The organism is Paenibacillus sp. 203 (assembly GCF_037027525.1).
Taxonomy (GTDB): domain Bacteria; phylum Bacillota; class Bacilli; order Paenibacillales; family Paenibacillaceae; genus Paenibacillus; species Paenibacillus polymyxa_B.
Map to the genome: position 1 here is coordinate 85,353 of NZ_JAXCHD010000015.1, position 14,273 is coordinate 99,625.

Below are 14,273 nucleotides of genomic sequence, written 5' to 3' on the forward strand. Positions count from 1 at the left end.
GCCCCTATGCAGTGTACTTCTCCTGTTCGCAGCCTTTACACGTAAATATCAATCCGTATCAATGGAGTCATTATAGCGAAAAGACAACAAATTGACAAGAAATATCAGCCTTTAATTTGTGCCTTGAGACGATCCAGTACCTTGTCACGTCCGAGCAAAAAGATGGTTTCATTCAGATCTCGTCCATGCGTTTGGCCTGTAAGAGCCACACGAATCGGCATGAATAGTTGTTTTCCCTTAAAACCCGTTTCCTTTTGAACTTCCTTGATCAGCTTAGCCATTTGTGGAGCTGTAAATTCCTCGCTCGTTTCAACTTTACCCGTAAAAGCTCTAAGTACCTCAGGAACCTGCTCTTCGGCCAATACAGCTGCTGCTTCAGCATCCAGTTCCAGATGTGAACGGAAAAACAACTCAGACAACGCTACAATATCGGATGCAGAAGTCATCTGTTCCTGGTATAAACGAACAAGGGCCTTAGCCCAATCCAGTTGTTCCGAAGACAGTTCAGTTGGCAACAGCCCCGCTGCCTGGAGATGTGGAATCGCCATACTGGCAATTCGCTCAGGATCAGCCTTTTTAATATAGTGATTGTTTAGGTAAGCAAGCTTATTTGTATCAAACACAGCTGGACTTTTGGACAAACGATTAGGATCGAAAATCGAAATCAGTTGTTCCCGATCATAGATCTCTTCTTCGCCTTCCGGGGACCAGCCCAGTAGTGCAATGAAGTTGAATATAGCTTCTGGCAAATAGCCCAACTTATCATACTGCTCCATGAACTGAATAATGGATTCGTTACGCTTACTGAGCTTTTTGTGATCCTCGCCTACAATCAGCGTCATATGACCGAAGCGTGGCGGTTCCCAGCCGAGAGCTTCAAAGATCATCAACTGCCGCGGTGTATTGGAAACATGGTCTTCGCCCCGTAGTACATGCGATATTTTCATCAAATAATCGTCAACCGCTACAGCGAAGTTATATGTCGGAATACCATCCTTTTTGACGATAACAAAATCGCCGCTTTCCTTGGAATTAAACGTAATTTGACCTTTAACGATATCGTCAAACGTATATTCACGATCTTCCGGTACGCGAAAACGAATACTTGGTACACGGCCCTCTGCTTCGAATGCCTGGCACTGTTCTTCTGTTAGATCACGATGTTTTCCAGAATAGCGTGGTGTCTCCCCACGTTCCGTCTGTTCTTCACGCTCGCGCTCCAGCTCTTCTTCAGTGCAGTAACAGCGATAAGCCAAACCACGATCCAGCAAATCCTGCCAGTACGTTTTATATATGTCCAAGCGTTCCGTCTGACGATAAGGTCCAAACTCGCCTCCCACGTCTACGCTCTCATCCCAGTCCATACCCAACCATTTCAAATATTTAAGTTGGCTTTCTTCTCCGCCCTCAATATTGCGCTTCACATCTGTGTCTTCAATACGAATAATAAATTTTCCACCTTGATTGCGAGCAAACAAATAATTAAATAATGCCGTTCTGGCATTTCCAATGTGCAGATGCCCTGTAGGGCTTGGTGCATAGCGTACACGAACTTCCGTGCTCATATAATCTCCTCCAAATTGAATTACTCAAGATGATAGCATTTACTTGATAAGACAGACAACCGATTGAGCCGCGATTCCTTCACCCCGTCCGGGAAACCCGAGTTGCTCTGTCGTGGTCGCCTTGACGTTCACCTGGGATAGCTCCTCTGCTTCCAGCGCCCGTGCGATGACTTCATTCATCTGCGGAATATACGATGCCATTTTGGGCTTTTGTGCGATAATCGTAGAATCGATATTCCCCAAGCGATATCCTCGCTCTTTAGCTAGCCCCCACACATGCTCCAGTAGCTTAAGACTGTCGGCATCCTTAAATTCTGGGTCATTATCCGGAAAATGCTTCCCGATGTCTCCCAAGCCAAGCGCGCCTAGGATAGCATCACTAATGGCATGCAGCAGCACGTCTGCATCGGAATGGCCCAACAAACCTTTTTCATACGGAATATTCACACCACCGATGATGCATGGCCTTCCTTCCACCAGCTGGTGGACGTCAAATCCTTGTCCCACTCTGATCATTTGATATCCTCTCCCTCTGTTTTTACCCATAACGCCGCCATATCCAAATCCTCAGGCGTAGTAATTTTGATGTTCTTGTAGCTGCCTTGAACGACAGTAACCGGAATTCCTAGCCGCTCTATCAGCATAGAATCATCTGTTCCCAAGAATCCCGACTGCTCCGCTTCCTCATAGGCTCGCAGCAGATCGGAAAGACGAAAAGTCTGTGGCGTTTGAATACTCCACAGACTTCGGCGATCCGGCGTTGCTGTAATGATACCATCCCCGTTCACTTGCTTGACTGTATCCTTTACAGGTACTGCCGCTACAGAAGCACCAGTACGCTGGGCTGCCTCAAGGCATGAACGTACAAGCTCAGGTTGAATGAGTGGACGCACACCATCATGCACCATCACCCAATCCACTTGTAAGTGGCGCAGACCGCGATAAACCGAATGCTGGCGTTCATTGCCACCAGCCACCACCCGTACATTTTTACCGATTTTGTATTGATGAATCCAATCTCGGCAGCGTTCCACATCTCCTGTCCCAGTCACCATCACCATTTCATCCACTTCGGGCATAGCTGCGAATATTTCAAGTGTATGTATGAAGATGGGCTTGTCCCGCAAAAGCAGAAATTGCTTGCTCTCCTGCGTCCCCATACGGGAGCCGCGCCCTGCTGCCACAATGACAACTCCTACCCGATTGTTCATTCAAATAACTCCTGCCCTGATCGCTTTGGACGATCCGTATGATAACACATCTACTTCATCATACCGCGTTTATTGAGCTTTTTCCAATAATTTTGGTTTAGCAAAGATCATACGGCCGGCAGAGGTCTGAAGTACACTCGTGACCAGTACCTCCATCAGAGAGCCAATATAGTCACGTCCGCCTTCCACAACAATCATCGTGCCATCATCCAGATAGGCTACGCCCTGCCCATGCTCCTTGCCGTCTTTAATAATCTGCACCATAATTTCCTCACCGGGCAATACGACAGGCTTCACTGCATTGGCCAAATCGTTAATATTCAGCACCGATACACCTTGCAGTTCGCATACTTTATTCAGGTTAAAATCATTAGTTACAACTTTACCCTGCAACACCTTTGCCAGCTTGACCAGCTTACTGTCGACCTCTGAAATTTCCTCAAAATCACCTTCGTAAATGAGCACATTCACATCCAGCTCTTTTTGGATTTTATTCAAAATATCCAGCCCCCGGCGTCCACGATTACGCTTAAGTAAATCTGATGAATCTGCAATATGCTGAAGCTCCTCCAGCACAAATTCAGGAATCACAATCGTTCCTTCAATAAAACCTGTCTTGCAAATATCTGCAATACGTCCATCTATAATGACGCTGGTGTCCAATATTTTATGTTCCTCCAGCTTGCGTTCTTCTACACCCGTTCCCCGACCAAAAAAACCAGAACTCCAAAAGGAAGATAGCTCGTCCCGCTTTTCTAGTCCAACCATCAGTCCTACATATCCGCATATCACGGTAACAGCGGTCTGGATAAGTTGACCCGGGGCCCCCAACCATGAAAAAAGCGGATAAACTGCTAAGGAAAGCGTCAATCCCACCGCTAAACCAATCACACCTGCCATCATCTCGTTCATCGGAATTCGTACCAAGCCTTCAATGCCCTGCTGCAATCGATTTGCCACGGATGCCCCTGCGAATGAACACCCAGCCATAAATAGCACTGCTCCCGCCATCATCCAAACAATCATTCCCGGTAAAGACCCATCACTCAACCATTGTGGCATCCACGATACAATGCCTCCTACCCGCTGGTATAACGTATAGCCAAACCATGCTCCGCACAATCCTGTAAAAGTTAAAATAGCCTTTCTCCACATTGAGTCTCTATACCTCCTTTATTTTCTTTGCATATAGTCTGCTGCTTGTTGGATACATAGCATTTCTCTTACCAGTATGATCCATTTCCCACATAACTAACCCTGTGTTTTCACTTTTTATGCATAAAAAAAAGCATTTATCTCCCTAAAATGATTCAAGGAAATAAATGCTTATTCTTGTTCTTGCTTGATACTAGCGCTGTGAATGACGATATTGATCGTCCTGTTCTTCCTGACTGGAACGCTCCCGATCACGTCCACGTCTGCGTGACAGCTTACGAATGTTCAGCTTCATACCATACAATGCATACAGCACCAGCGGTACAAAAATCAGCTTCGACAGCTGGTCAGGGAATTTAACAGCCAACACCACCGCTGCAATTACGACCCATGGAGCAACCCAGATCGCTTTTTTCGGAAGGCCGACCTTTTTAAAATTCGGATATCTCATGGAGCTGACCATCAAATAAGAAACCAGCAACATGGCAATCGACATGTATAACAATGAAATATCGTTATGGAATAAGGACAAAGTGGCTAATACGCCACCTGCTGCCGGAATTGGCAACCCCGTAAAATAACCTGGTACACCAGGACGTACGTTAAATCGAGCCAAACGCAACGCTCCGCACATCGGGAAAATGGCAGTAACCGTCCAAGCGAGAGCCGAATTCGCATCATGAAAAGCAACCATGTACATAATAACTGCGGGAGCAACACCAAAAGATATCATATCTGATAAGGAGTCCAGTTCTTTACCGAATTCGCTTTGGGCATTCAGGACCCGGGCCATCCTACCATCCAGTCCGTCCAACAACATGGCGACAATAACCATAATAGCGGCAAGACTGTATTTTCCGTCTACAGCCAATAAAATGGCGATCATTCCGAGAAACAAGTTACCTAAGGTACACATGTTCGGAATTGATTTGGTAATCATCTCTTCACCTCAATGTATGAATTGTTCCATTATAATCCTTTCACTGTATTACATTTACATTTGCCTGTCAATGAAAACTTGTTCCTGCAAACGTTTAAGACCTTCTTTAATCGTACGCGCACGAACCTCTCCAATACCATCCACTTCATCCAATTCTTCTATCGTTGCTGTGATGACATGTGGAAAACGTCCAAACCGCTCCACCAGATTATGAATAATCACATTCGGCAAACGCGGTATCTTGTTCAGTACCCGGTAGCCACGTGCAGCAATATACTCCTCTGATGTCGCAGCTGAAGAAGGGTAGCCTAGTAAACGTACAATATGATTCACATCCAACAATTCATCGTCCGTAGAACGTTTGAGTCCCAATATAATTTCACGAATCTTCTCGTCGCTATCGTCTTTGGCATAATCCTTATACAGCAACCAAGCTTCTTCCTCAATGTTGCTGACAAGCTCTTCCATCTGCATACTAATCAGACGGCCCTCATTTCCGAGCTCGTTAATAAATCGTTTGATTTCCATTTTGATGCGCAGCACCATTTCGATCCGCTGGATGACATTAACGACTTCCGGCATGGTAACCAGCTCTTCAAATTCAGATGCTGTCAAATTCGTAGAGGCTTGCCCCAACACGGATCTATATTTTTCTAATGTCTGAATAGCCTGATTGGCTTTCGTTAAAATAACTCCGATTTCCTTGAGCGCATACCGTAATGTCCCCTGATACAAGGTAATAATATTACGCCGTTGGGAAATAGACACAACTAATTTGCCAGTCTGCTTTGCAACTCGTTCTGCTGTCCGGTGCCGAATTCCCGTCTCAATTGAAGAAATGGAGGAGTCCGGAATCAGTTGCGTATTGGCATATAAAATTCGTTTTAAATCCTCGCTCAATATGATTGCGCCGTCCATTTTAGCCAATTCATACAAATAGTTCGGTGAAAAATCACAATTGATGGAGAAACCGCCATCCACGACTTCCATAACTTCTGGGCTATAGCCAACGACCAGAAGAGCACCCGTTTTGGCACGCAAAACGTTTTCCAACCCGTCGCGAAAGGGAGTTCCCGGTGCCACAAGCCGCAGCAAATCGTTCATTTTATCCAGTTGGCTCGCTTCTTTCATTCTCAATGCCCCCTAATCTAATGCGGCTGCCAGTGCATCTGCCACCGTTCCTACTCCTATAATTTGTATCCCTTTCGGATGTGTCCAGCCCTTCAAGCTTTTCTCCGGCATGATCACCCGTTTGAAACCTAGCTTCTCCGCTTCTCGTACTCGCTGTTCTGCTCGGGATACCGCGCGCACCTCACCTGTCAGTCCCACCTCGCCAAAAATCACATCATACGGCTTTGTAGGAGCATCTCTAAAGCTGGAAGCAATACTCACAGCTATAGCCAAATCCACCGCCGGTTCATCCAACTTCACGCCTCCGGCTACGTTGAGATAAGCGTCCTGGTTTTGCAAAAACATGCCCATCCGCTTTTCTAGCACGGCTATGATTAATCCCATTCGATGATGGTCGACTCCTGTGCCCATTCGGCGTGGAGAGGGAAAATGTGTAGCTGCAATCAATGCTTGCAGTTCAACCAATACAGGTCGGGTTCCTTCCATACTGGCTACAACAGTAGAACCTGCCACACCCAGTGGTCGTTCAGACAGGAAAAGTTCAGAAGGATTCGACACCTCACGCAAACCGCTTTCAGCCATTTCAAAAATACCAATTTCATTTGTAGAACCGAAACGATTTTTAACTGCACGCAAAAGCCGATACGTATGGTGACGCTCTCCTTCAAAATAAAGTACACAATCAACCATATGCTCCAACAAACGCGGACCTGCAATGGCCCCTTCCTTGGTCACATGTCCTACCAATACCGTAGCAATACCTAGCCCCTTGGCAATTCGCATAAAGCGTGAAGTACACTCCCGCACCTGAGCCACACTACCTGGTGCACTCGTCACCTCAGGCAAATATACAGTCTGTATCGAGTCGATGACCAAAAACTCCGGCTTCAAGCTGTCCACCGCTTCTTCAATCGTCTCCAAATTCGTCTCACATAATACGTATAGGCTGGGGGACAAGGCACCAAGCCGATCTGCACGGAGTTTCGTTTGACGGACAGATTCCTCACCAGACACGTACAGCACCTTTAAACCAGTTAAAGCCAGTTCATTAGATGTTTGCAGCATGAGCGTAGATTTACCGATTCCCGGATCACCGCCCACCAAAACGAGTGAACCCGGCACCACACCTCCACCGAGTACTCGATTCAATTCGCCAATTCCCGTCAAAATTCGTGTTTCTTTGCCACTCTCCACCTCTATAATAGGGAGTGGCTTGTCTTTTGTGCTATGAGTAAGAAGGGAAGACCCCATTCCTTGAGTTTTTACAACGCTTTCCGTTTCTTCGACCATGGAATTCCATGCCTGGCATCCAGGACATTTTCCGTACCATTTGGGCGATTCATAACCACATTCCGTACAGGAAAATTTAGTTTTCACTTTAGCCATACTTTGTTCCCTGGCTCCTTATTGACGACGATGATGTCAAATTTATGTTCATACAACCCAGAAAGAGCTGTAACAATAAAAGTTTACCATTGAAGCTTGGCGGACGTAAAGCAATATCACAAACTTTCCCAAAGCATTTACCCAACCTTTTCACCGTGTTTTATACACAAAAAGGGTGTCTTCGCAATAGCTTTCCAGCTTGCGAGACACCCTTTTCTGCTATCTTATTTAGTAAACTGCTTTAGGACTTGGCAGATACATTATCCTTTTTGGTTACAGTCAATGCACCGTTCTCCTCATCAATGAAGAGTGAGTCACCTTTAGTAATGTTGCCAGTCAACAGTTCCTCGGACAGGCGATCTTCAATATGCTTCTGGATTGCACGACGCAATGGACGCGCACCATACGCTGGATCAAAGCCTTCCTTGGCAAGGAATTTTTTAGCGTTGTCTGTCAACTCGAAGTCCACCTCATACTCATTCAGGCGCTTACGCAGCTCTTCAGACATGAGTGACACAATTTCGGCAATATGTTTTTCTTCGAGAGAATGGAAAACGATAATTTCATCAATCCGGTTCAAGAACTCAGGACGGAAGCTTTTCTTCAGCTCATCCATCACTTTGCCCTTCATATTATCGTAATCCGCTCCAGCGTCCACTACAGCTGTAAAACCAAGCGTGGAGTTACGTTTAATCGCCTGTGCACCAACATTAGATGTTAAGATGATGAGTGTATTACGGAAATCAACGACACGACCTTTGGAATCTGTCAGACGACCATCTTCCAGCACTTGCAGAAGAATATTGAATACTTCTGGGTGTGCTTTTTCAATTTCATCCAGCAACACAACAGAGTATGGCTTACGACGTACCTTCTCAGTCAGTTGACCGCCTTCTTCATATCCAACGTACCCTGGAGGCGCTCCTACCAGACGGGACGTGGAGTGTTTCTCCATATATTCGGACATATCGATACGGATAACCGCATTTTCATCTCCAAACATGGATTCAGCCAAAGCACGTGCCAACTCTGTTTTACCAACCCCAGTTGGACCGAGGAAAATAAAGGAACCAATTGGACGCTTCGGATCTTTCAGTCCGGCACGTGCCCGGCGAATCGCCCGGCTTACTGCCTTAACTGCTTCATCCTGTCCAATTACCCGCTCATGCAGCAACTCTTCCATATTCAACAAGCGGTGTGTTTCTTCCTCTTTCAGCTTGCTGACTGGAACACCTGTCCAGATTGCAACGACTTGAGCGATATCCTCTGGGGTAACTTCGGAATCTGTACGACCCTGTTGTTCTTTCCATTGGTTTTTCGTCACGTCTAACTCTTCACGGATTTTTTGCTCTGTATCACGCAGCGCTGCCGCTTTTTCAAACTCCTGACTTTGTACCGCTGAATCCTTTTCCTTACGGATATCTTCCAGACGGTTTTCCAGCTGTTTCAGGTTTGGCGGTACAGTGTAAGAATTCAGCCTTACTTTGGAGCCCGCCTCATCAATAAGGTCAATAGCCTTATCTGGCAGGAAGCGGTCGGTGATATAACGATCTGACAATTTTACGGCCGCTTCAATAGCCTCATCTGTGATCTTTACACGGTGATGCGCTTCGTAACGGTCACGCAGACCATACAAGATTTGAATCGCCTCTTCTGGAGAAGGTTGATCCACTGTAATTGGTTGAAAACGACGCTCCAAAGCAGCATCTTTCTCAATATATTTGCGGTATTCATCCAGCGTGGTCGCACCGATGCATTGCAGCTCGCCACGTGCCAGAGCAGGTTTCAGGATGTTGGACGCATCAATTGCGCCTTCTGCTCCACCAGCACCAATCAGCGTATGCAGCTCATCAATGAACAACACGATATTACCCGCTTGACGAATCTCGTCCATAATTTTTTTCAAACGATCCTCGAATTCACCACGATACTTGGTGCCTGCTACCACAGAACCCATATCCAGTGTCATTACGCGCTTGTCGCGCAACGTTTCGGGAATCTCATTCGCTATGATTTTTTGGGCCAATCCTTCGGCAATCGCCGTTTTACCTACCCCAGGCTCACCAATCAGAACCGGATTGTTCTTTGTACGGCGGCTGAGCACCTGAATTACGCGTTCGATTTCCTTGCTACGCCCAATAACAGGGTCCAGGTTGTTTTCCTTCGCAGATGCCGTCAGATCGCGTGCCAGACTGTCCAGAGTTGGCGTGCTGACATTAGCTGGAGCACCGTGATGGCTGGAAACAGCCTCGCTGCTACCGAGTAATTGAAGCACTTGCTGACGCGCTTTGTTCAGGCTAATGCCCAGGTTATTCAGTACACGTGCTGCTACGCCTTCGCCTTCACGAATAAGACCAAGCAAAATATGTTCTGTACCTACATAGGTATGGCCCAGTTTGCGGGCTTCATCCATAGACAGTTCGATGACTTTTTTGGCGCGTGGAGTATAGGCAATGTTCGTCGGTTGCTCTTGACCGCGTCCAATCAGCGTTTCCACTTCATCCTGGATTTTTTCCAGTCCCAGTCCTAAACCGATTAAGGCTTTCGCTGCTATTCCTTCACCTTCACGAATGAGGCCTAGCAAAATGTGCTCTGTGCCAATGTTGTTGTGTCCCAATCGAACAGCTTCTTCCTGAGCCAAAGCAAGCACTTTCTGTGCACGTTCCGTAAATCTTCCAAACATCATATATCCTGCACCTCCACAGTGTGTATTTCAGATCATTCTATATATTAAAGGGTTGTGCCTAATTTTTGCCGGATCAGCTTCGCCCGGTACATATCGCGCTCTTCGGTATTCATTTTATCCCCAAAGCTTTTTTGCAGGAACCCGGGTTGTGTCATCACATTCAGCTCATTCATCGCTGCGGTGGAAGGACGCTCCAAAATTCCTAAATCTACGCCAAGACGCACATCGGACAGCCGCTGTGCAGCCTCCTTGGAATCCAATACTGCTGCATATGACAAAATACCGAATGAACGCATCACCCGATCTGTAATTCGCAGCATAGATTCATTCATTAGCCGTTCTCTGGCAGAACGCTCGTGCTCAATAATTTGTAGCACCACGCCATGTAGATTCTCTATAATTTCCGCTTCGGTTTGTCCTAGTGTAATCTGATTAGACACTTGAAACAAGTTTCCAACAGCTTCGCTGCCTTCACCGTAAATGCCGCGAACCGTTAGACCTACCTGTGAAACAGCAGACAATATACGATTGATTTGATGAGTCATGACTAATGCGGGCAAATGCATCATCACCGAAGCTCTCATACCTGTGCCGACATTCGTCGGACAACTGGTCAGAAAACCTCTCCGATCATCAAATGCATAATCAACATGCGCTTCAAATGCATCATCAATAATCATAGCGCGTTCCCAAGCTTCCCTAACCTGACATCCCGGATATAAGCACTGGATACGCAGATGATCCTCTTCGTTTATCATAACACTAACCGATTCATCATCGCTAATTAAAACAGCACCGTTACGAGATTCGTTCGCCAAATTAGGACTAATCAAATGCTTCTCAACCAGCACCCGCTTGTCGATCTCATCCAACTCGGATATTTTCAATGTATGAAAAGTACCAAAACCACCTAAATCATCATACTGAAGGATATCCGTTAAGCGTTGAAGTGCTTCTTCCGACTGCTGATTGGTAGCAAGCATGGGAAAAGGCAGATGCTGCAAGTTACGCGCAATTCTCACCCGGCTGCTAATGACAATCTCCGAATCCGCAGCATCACCACGCATCCAGTCACTTAGCGGCTTCTCCGTAAACCGAATATTGGGCATTACGCATCCCTCCTACTCTTCACAAACTTTACTCTTCAGTCATTTCTTTTTCAAGCTCTCTGATTTGATCCCTAAGCTCAGCAGCTGATTCAAATTCTTCCTGTACAATATGCTGTTGCATCTCTTTTTTCAAATCGTCAATTTGCCGTTTAACCTTCAGGCGACCTCCAGTGCGAACTGGAACTTTACCAACATGATTCGTACTGCCATGCACACGCTTGAACAGAGGGTCCAGACGACTATCAAAGTATTGATAGCACGACGGGCATCCGAAACGTCCCAGCTTACTAAACTGTGCATAGGTCATGCCACAATCCTTGCATTGCAGGTTTTGCGGACCACTGTGGCCTGGAGACTGGCTCTTTGTACTGGAGTCAAAATCCAGCATCCCCGACAACAAGCTATGAATCGAAAAGCCGTTAGGTGTTCCAGGGATCATCTCCCCTTTTTCCTTGGCACACGTCTCACAAATATGAAACTCTGTCTTTTCGCCATTCACAATTTTGGTGAAATGCAAAGTTGCCGGCCGCATATTACATTCTTGGCACAGCATAAAAGCACCTCCTTTAATGTCAGGATTTATACCAATCCCTACATCCAAACGTTAGTCTCTTTTCACACACTATTTGGTCGCCAGCAACGAGATCAGCATAGCCTTAAGCAATCTTGCTCGCAGTTGATCACGATAGGGAAGCTTCAGTAATAATGTATCCCTCGATAAGGCAGCCTTCATTAGATTAGCTTCCCTTTTGCTTAAAAAATGGGCCTCCTCTAACTGATAAATCAGTCCTTCTGCTGCCGATTGGCTTATTTCCTCCCCGATGCTCTGATGAAGATGTGTATGGATGGCATGCTGTGCAGGCAGCTGAATTCGCTGAATACGAATGTAGCCCCCGCCACCGCGTTTACTTTCCACCACATAGCCTTTTTCCAGCGTAAACCGGGTGCTAATTACATAATTAATTTGCGACGGCACGCAGGAAAAGCGGTCAGCCAGATCATTGCGCTGAATCTCCACTAAACCTTGGGGACTTTCCAGCAATATACTCTTTAAATATTGTTCAATAATATCGGAAACATTGCGCATTTCATCATCCTCCACTAACGGAAACGCAAGTATTCAAGTACATTTCACGCTCCACAGAGTCCGCCGTATATTGAACTTAACCAAACGGTAAAGTCACGAATCTAAGCTGTATTCAGGCTGTTGCCTGTTCTACATTCATTTGAATTGTACCGTTTTGTCTCTAGTGTGGCCTTTATTTGCGATTAGTCATACACTTCTCTTATTTTCATAAAAGGCAGTTCCTAACTATACGCAAATCATTTCGATCCTCGTTTGCTTCTTTGCTATCAAAATTACTTTATACGGCCCACCAAAATACTTCTACAGAATCTCAGGAGGTTTGATTGACTTTGACTTTCTTTGACTATATTCATATTATAGCACATTATTCATTTTTGCCAAGGGGTCAATACCATTTTTCGCAATCTAATTATGTTTTATACAATACCATAAAAAACTCTTCCCAATTACAGAAAGAGTTTTGAAAATTATAATAATCACACATATTCCCTGAAAAACGGAACATAAGAAGATCTAAATGGGCCTTTATCAGAAAAAATCTAATAAAAACGTTTGTTTTACTGGTATTACACGTTTAAGCGCAGACACAGATTCACTGCCCCCTTCAATACGCCCCCACTTATACAGATCATCAGCCTGCTGGTAGCCAAGCATCAGAGTCGTCAGTGACTGAATCCCAAGTTTCAAGTCAGATACCATAGCGTTTTCAGATGAATTGCTTGTATCCACTCTCACCAGATGACCTTTCCCTTCCGTAGTAATTGTTAATCTCCATACTCCTTCATTCCATGGTGCATACCGATCAGTCAGATTTAAGGTTAAACGTGTTACCTCTCCAACCTGCTCAAAAGGGTATCTTTCTACAAAAGCAGCTGCATCCACAATACGGCCCATAAAATAAGGCACGGTCTCCTGTTGAATTCGCGGATCATCAAGTAAAAATGGCAGATTGTCATCTGCTGGAACGTAAATAAATTTACCATGGGTTATCATGGAGTCATGATTTGCAAAATAAGTCCATAAAGCCTGACGGGCCGTCTCATTTTCATAAACCAACTCATCACAATTGAATTGTTTATCTTCAATTTTGTACAGTGCATATCCCTGAGGATCGCCTGTTTCTGAGTAATATACCGCAGTTCGATAGTTCTCATTTAAAATCCGCTCTTGCCACCATTCCTTATCTCGTACCAGTGTGCCATTATAACGAGATGCAAACGCTTGATACACTTGGTCCAGTGCTAAAATATCTTTGACATCGCGTTTGACTGTACCTTCTGTTTTAAGTTTTGCAGGGAATTTATCAATGGGAATGACGTACTTTTTGTATTCAATATACGTTTCCCATCCAAATTTACGATAGAAGGCAAAGGAGAAGGGATGCAGAAAAGAAAGGCTTTGTCCCGCAGACTTCATCTCTTCAAGCGCATGCGTCAACAAACGTGAAACCATGCCTCCGCGACGCTTTTCTGGCCATGTTGCCACACCAGCAATGCCTCCCATATCAAAAACCTGACCGTTTATGTATACCTGTAGCGGTAACAAAGTCAGTTTAGCATTCAAGTCATGTCCGTCGAATATTCCCCATGTTTGCTCAGGTTTGAATTTCTTCTTGGATTTTTCCAAGTCTTCCTGGGACATTGTAAACTGAAAAGCATATTGGGATAATTCAATAGCCGCTTCAAATTCCTTACGTTGTAATTGTCTGATCTCCATAACTTCGTCACCTCGCTTGTATACTTGGGCATCCATAAAAAGATTACACACTTAGAGTGTGGCAAACCCCATTCTCTCTGTCAACCTTAGAAACAGGTGGTCATCTAAAAACGCACAAAAAAAGGATGATAATCTCATTGAGATTATCATCCTTTTCACTTTTGCTTGGCGACGTCCTACTCTCCCAGGACCCTGCGGTCCAAGTACCATCGGCGCTGGAGGGCTTAACGGTCGTGTTCGGGATGGGTACGTGTGGAACCCCTCCGCTATCGCCACCAAACATGAAT

General features: G+C 45.4%; 12 protein-coding genes and 1 rRNA gene. All 13 read right to left on the reverse strand.

Translation table 11 applies throughout. From position 1 onward, the window contains the following. Positions 1-104: 104 nt before the first annotated feature. Complete coding sequence (gene gltX / locus WA407_RS24020) at positions 105-1,565, reverse strand: glutamate--tRNA ligase (RefSeq protein ID WP_061831390.1); 1,461 nt, start codon at positions 1,563-1,565, stop codon at positions 105-107. A gap of 39 nt (positions 1,566-1,604) precedes the next feature. Further along, positions 1,605-2,081 (reverse strand): 2-C-methyl-D-erythritol 2,4-cyclodiphosphate synthase, encoded by a 477-nt coding sequence (gene ispF, locus WA407_RS24025; protein ID WP_025723806.1) that lies wholly within the window; start codon positions 2,079-2,081, stop codon positions 1,605-1,607. Next, positions 2,078-2,776 (reverse strand): 2-C-methyl-D-erythritol 4-phosphate cytidylyltransferase, encoded by a 699-nt coding sequence (ispD, locus tag WA407_RS24030; RefSeq protein ID WP_336078569.1) that lies wholly within the window; start codon positions 2,774-2,776, stop codon positions 2,078-2,080. Before ispD ends, ispF begins: the two co-directional genes overlap by 4 nt. A 69-nt stretch (positions 2,777-2,845) precedes the next feature. Continuing rightward, on the reverse strand, positions 2,846-3,931 hold the full coding sequence (locus tag WA407_RS24035) for a PIN/TRAM domain-containing protein (RefSeq protein WP_039274953.1): 1,086 nt from the start codon (positions 3,929-3,931) through the stop codon (positions 2,846-2,848). 193 nt (positions 3,932-4,124) lie between these two features. Next, the gene (gene pssA / locus WA407_RS24040) at positions 4,125-4,871 is read right to left on the reverse strand and encodes a CDP-diacylglycerol--serine O-phosphatidyltransferase (RefSeq protein WP_025723803.1); all 747 of its coding nucleotides are present in this window, start codon (positions 4,869-4,871) and stop codon (positions 4,125-4,127) included. Positions 4,872-4,925: 54 nt separating this feature from the next. Then, on the reverse strand, positions 4,926-6,002 hold the full coding sequence (gene disA, locus WA407_RS24045; RefSeq protein WP_013312183.1) for a DNA integrity scanning diadenylate cyclase DisA: 1,077 nt from the start codon (positions 6,000-6,002) through the stop codon (positions 4,926-4,928). A gap of 12 nt (positions 6,003-6,014) precedes the next feature. Next, positions 6,015-7,388, reverse strand: coding sequence for a DNA repair protein RadA (gene radA / locus WA407_RS24050; RefSeq protein WP_013312184.1), 1,374 nt, complete (start codon positions 7,386-7,388; stop codon positions 6,015-6,017). A gap of 241 nt (positions 7,389-7,629) precedes the next feature. After that, on the reverse strand, positions 7,630-10,074 hold the full coding sequence (gene clpC, locus WA407_RS24055; RefSeq protein WP_023990572.1) for an ATP-dependent protease ATP-binding subunit ClpC: 2,445 nt from the start codon (positions 10,072-10,074) through the stop codon (positions 7,630-7,632). 44 nt (positions 10,075-10,118) lie between these two features. Further along, positions 10,119-11,183 (reverse strand): protein arginine kinase, encoded by a 1,065-nt coding sequence (locus tag WA407_RS24060; protein ID WP_039274956.1) that lies wholly within the window; start codon positions 11,181-11,183, stop codon positions 10,119-10,121. 28 nt (positions 11,184-11,211) lie between these two features. Continuing rightward, positions 11,212-11,736, reverse strand: coding sequence for a UvrB/UvrC motif-containing protein (locus WA407_RS24065; RefSeq protein ID WP_023990574.1), 525 nt, complete (start codon positions 11,734-11,736; stop codon positions 11,212-11,214). Positions 11,737-11,805: 69 nt separating this feature from the next. Then, positions 11,806-12,270, reverse strand: coding sequence for a CtsR family transcriptional regulator (locus WA407_RS24070; protein WP_013312188.1), 465 nt, complete (start codon positions 12,268-12,270; stop codon positions 11,806-11,808). Positions 12,271-12,798: 528 nt separating this feature from the next. Continuing rightward, complete coding sequence (locus tag WA407_RS24075; RefSeq protein ID WP_235306435.1) at positions 12,799-13,986, reverse strand: GNAT family N-acetyltransferase; 1,188 nt, start codon at positions 13,984-13,986, stop codon at positions 12,799-12,801. Between the two features lie 163 nt (positions 13,987-14,149). After that, positions 14,150-14,266: ribosomal RNA gene (gene rrf / locus WA407_RS24080) — 5S ribosomal RNA — on the reverse strand. Positions 14,267-14,273 lie beyond the last annotated feature (7 nt).

Coding starts and splice junctions, on each gene's coding strand:
- WA407_RS24070 (WP_013312188.1), bottom strand. CDS start 12,270: ATGCGCAATGTTTCCGATATTATTGAACAATATTTAAAGAGTATATTG.
- WA407_RS24065 (WP_023990574.1), bottom strand. CDS start 11,736: ATGCTGTGCCAAGAATGTAATATGCGGCCGGCAACTTTGCATTTCACC.
- ispD (WP_336078569.1), bottom strand. CDS start 2,776: ATGAACAATCGGGTAGGAGTTGTCATTGTGGCAGCAGGGCGCGGCTCC.
- radA (WP_013312184.1), bottom strand. CDS start 7,388: ATGGCTAAAGTGAAAACTAAATTTTCCTGTACGGAATGTGGTTATGAA.
- gltX (WP_061831390.1), bottom strand. CDS start 1,565: ATGAGCACGGAAGTTCGTGTACGCTATGCACCAAGCCCTACAGGGCAT.
- pssA (WP_025723803.1), bottom strand. CDS start 4,871: ATGATTACCAAATCAATTCCGAACATGTGTACCTTAGGTAACTTGTTT.
- clpC (WP_023990572.1), bottom strand. CDS start 10,074: ATGATGTTTGGAAGATTTACGGAACGTGCACAGAAAGTGCTTGCTTTG.
- WA407_RS24075 (WP_235306435.1), bottom strand. CDS start 13,986: ATGGAGATCAGACAATTACAACGTAAGGAATTTGAAGCGGCTATTGAA.
- WA407_RS24060 (WP_039274956.1), bottom strand. CDS start 11,183: ATGCCCAATATTCGGTTTACGGAGAAGCCGCTAAGTGACTGGATGCGT.
- WA407_RS24035 (WP_039274953.1), bottom strand. CDS start 3,931: ATGTGGAGAAAGGCTATTTTAACTTTTACAGGATTGTGCGGAGCATGG.
- ispF (WP_025723806.1), bottom strand. CDS start 2,081: ATGATCAGAGTGGGACAAGGATTTGACGTCCACCAGCTGGTGGAAGGA.
- disA (WP_013312183.1), bottom strand. CDS start 6,002: ATGAAAGAAGCGAGCCAACTGGATAAAATGAACGATTTGCTGCGGCTT.